This is a genomic window from Bacteroides faecis MAJ27 (assembly GCF_900106755.1).
Classification (GTDB): Bacteria; Bacteroidota; Bacteroidia; order Bacteroidales; family Bacteroidaceae; genus Bacteroides; species Bacteroides faecis.
The window spans coordinates 1-1,698 of the sequence record NZ_FNNN01000071.1 but is presented as its reverse complement, the minus strand read 5'-3'; the positions used below and the strand labels follow the sequence as shown (position 1 = coordinate 1,698).

1 protein-coding gene and 1 pseudogene are annotated in these 1,698 nt (G+C 36.2%); both read left to right on the top strand.

Annotated features, from left to right (window positions below):
- Positions 1-85: 85 nt before the first annotated feature.
- Positions 86-316 (top strand): annotated as a pseudogene (locus BLW31_RS23680) (TolC family protein); the annotation flags it as partial.
- Between the two features lie 1,060 nt (positions 317-1,376).
- The gene (locus BLW31_RS24635) at positions 1,377-1,589 is read left to right on the top strand and encodes a hypothetical protein (protein ID WP_147343259.1); all 213 of its coding nucleotides are present in this window, start codon (positions 1,377-1,379) and stop codon (positions 1,587-1,589) included.
- Positions 1,590-1,698: the final 109 nt, after the last annotated feature.

The following is a 1,698-nucleotide window of genomic DNA, read 5'->3' as shown; positions in this document are numbered from 1 at the left end:
GTTAAAATGCATTTTTCTCTACTTAATTCTAATATATTTTTGATGGGTCAAGTGGGAGTATAATAGTGGGTCAAGTGACTTTATATTTTCCACCAGCCAAGGGAAAAGAATCTTGCTGGACAAACAGGTCGCTTCTCTGAAAACAGCGGTGCGAAGCACTTCCCTGTTGATGGAACATAGCAATACGACTTATCTGGAAGTACTTACTGCCCGACAGTCATTGCTCAGTGCACAACTGTCACAGACAGCCAATCATTTTACCGAAATACAAAGTCTAATTAACCTATACCGTGCTCTAGGGGGAGGTCAGGAATAAAGTATATCTTACTCTCTCTGTTTTTTTGATTCTCAATGAAGAAGGGCTGCCGAAGAAGGGATTCTTTGGCAGCCCAATTTTGATATTGGAGATTCTTAAGATTAGTCATCATAGAAAAAGTTACAAATTAGAAGTTAAAACATCTATTATGGGGATATATACATTTGAAAATTAAGCAGATTCTATTGTCATCTGTCAGGTTTTAGTGATTAAAATGCTGCAATACAGTTATTTGTGTCATGACAATAAGCCTGATAATAAGGCTGACAATAGAAAAACAGGCGTTTTATTGTCAGCCTCTTTTTTCAATTCTGATAGGATGCATCAATGAGTTCCCTTATTCTTGCGAATCTTGAAGGGGATAAATGACAGGGCGGATGTTTTTACTTGCTCATCTGTAGAAAGCTGTTGTTTCGTGTTTATGGAATTGTCGTTTCCTTGCTTGGAACTGTTGTTTCTTCTATTGGAAACGGTTGTGCCAAAGGCTTGGCACAGCTGTGCCACCGTATTGGCACGGTTGTGTCACTACGTTGGCACAACTGTTTTACTGGTATGGCACAACGACTTTGATTAGTTGTCATAAGCAAAGTGAGCGCTCAAAAAATGCAAAGAGAAAGAGAGGATATTTAAATCGCAGGATTTATCTTTGGGTAATGGGCTGACAATAAAACACCTGTTTTCTATTGTCAGCCTTATTATCAGGCTTATTGTCATGACACAAATAACTGTATTACAACATTTTAACCACTAAAGTCTGACAGATGACAATAGAATGCCCTAAAACTTTTATGTAGAAGTTACTCAATCCCGCTGATTTCTATATGAAATAGGGGATCAATCCGAAGCTCCGGTTGTTTTCAGTTTGTTTCTTTCCGCACGGAAATGAACAAAATTATAAATTGAGGATTAGGCACGGATTACACGGATTTCACGGTTTTAGTGCTATGATTACGTAAAACAACCGTGTTAATCCGTGTAATCCGTGCCTAAATATATTCTTTTCCGTACCGAATTTGCCTCAAATCTGTTCGCTTTTTATTTAATTAGATAAAAATAGATAATGATAATAGCTAATATAATCAGAGGTATACCTTTTATGCCTCTTTTCGTTATAAACATATTTAAAGCAAATGCTAATATTGCAGTCAAACCTAGAATATTACTTTTAGGTAATCCAATTGCTACCCCATTCGCTATAGCAGTGCAAATTATAGCAGCAAAAAAACAGATATCATCTTTATCTTTAAACGGATTCTTAAAACACATAATTTAATATTTATCCGAATCAGTATTTGATTCCTTAGTTAAAAATTAGAGTAATTAATGCAATGGCAATTTTTCCCATCGTATGTAGCAGCAGTCCCGATGTAGATCTGACTTTC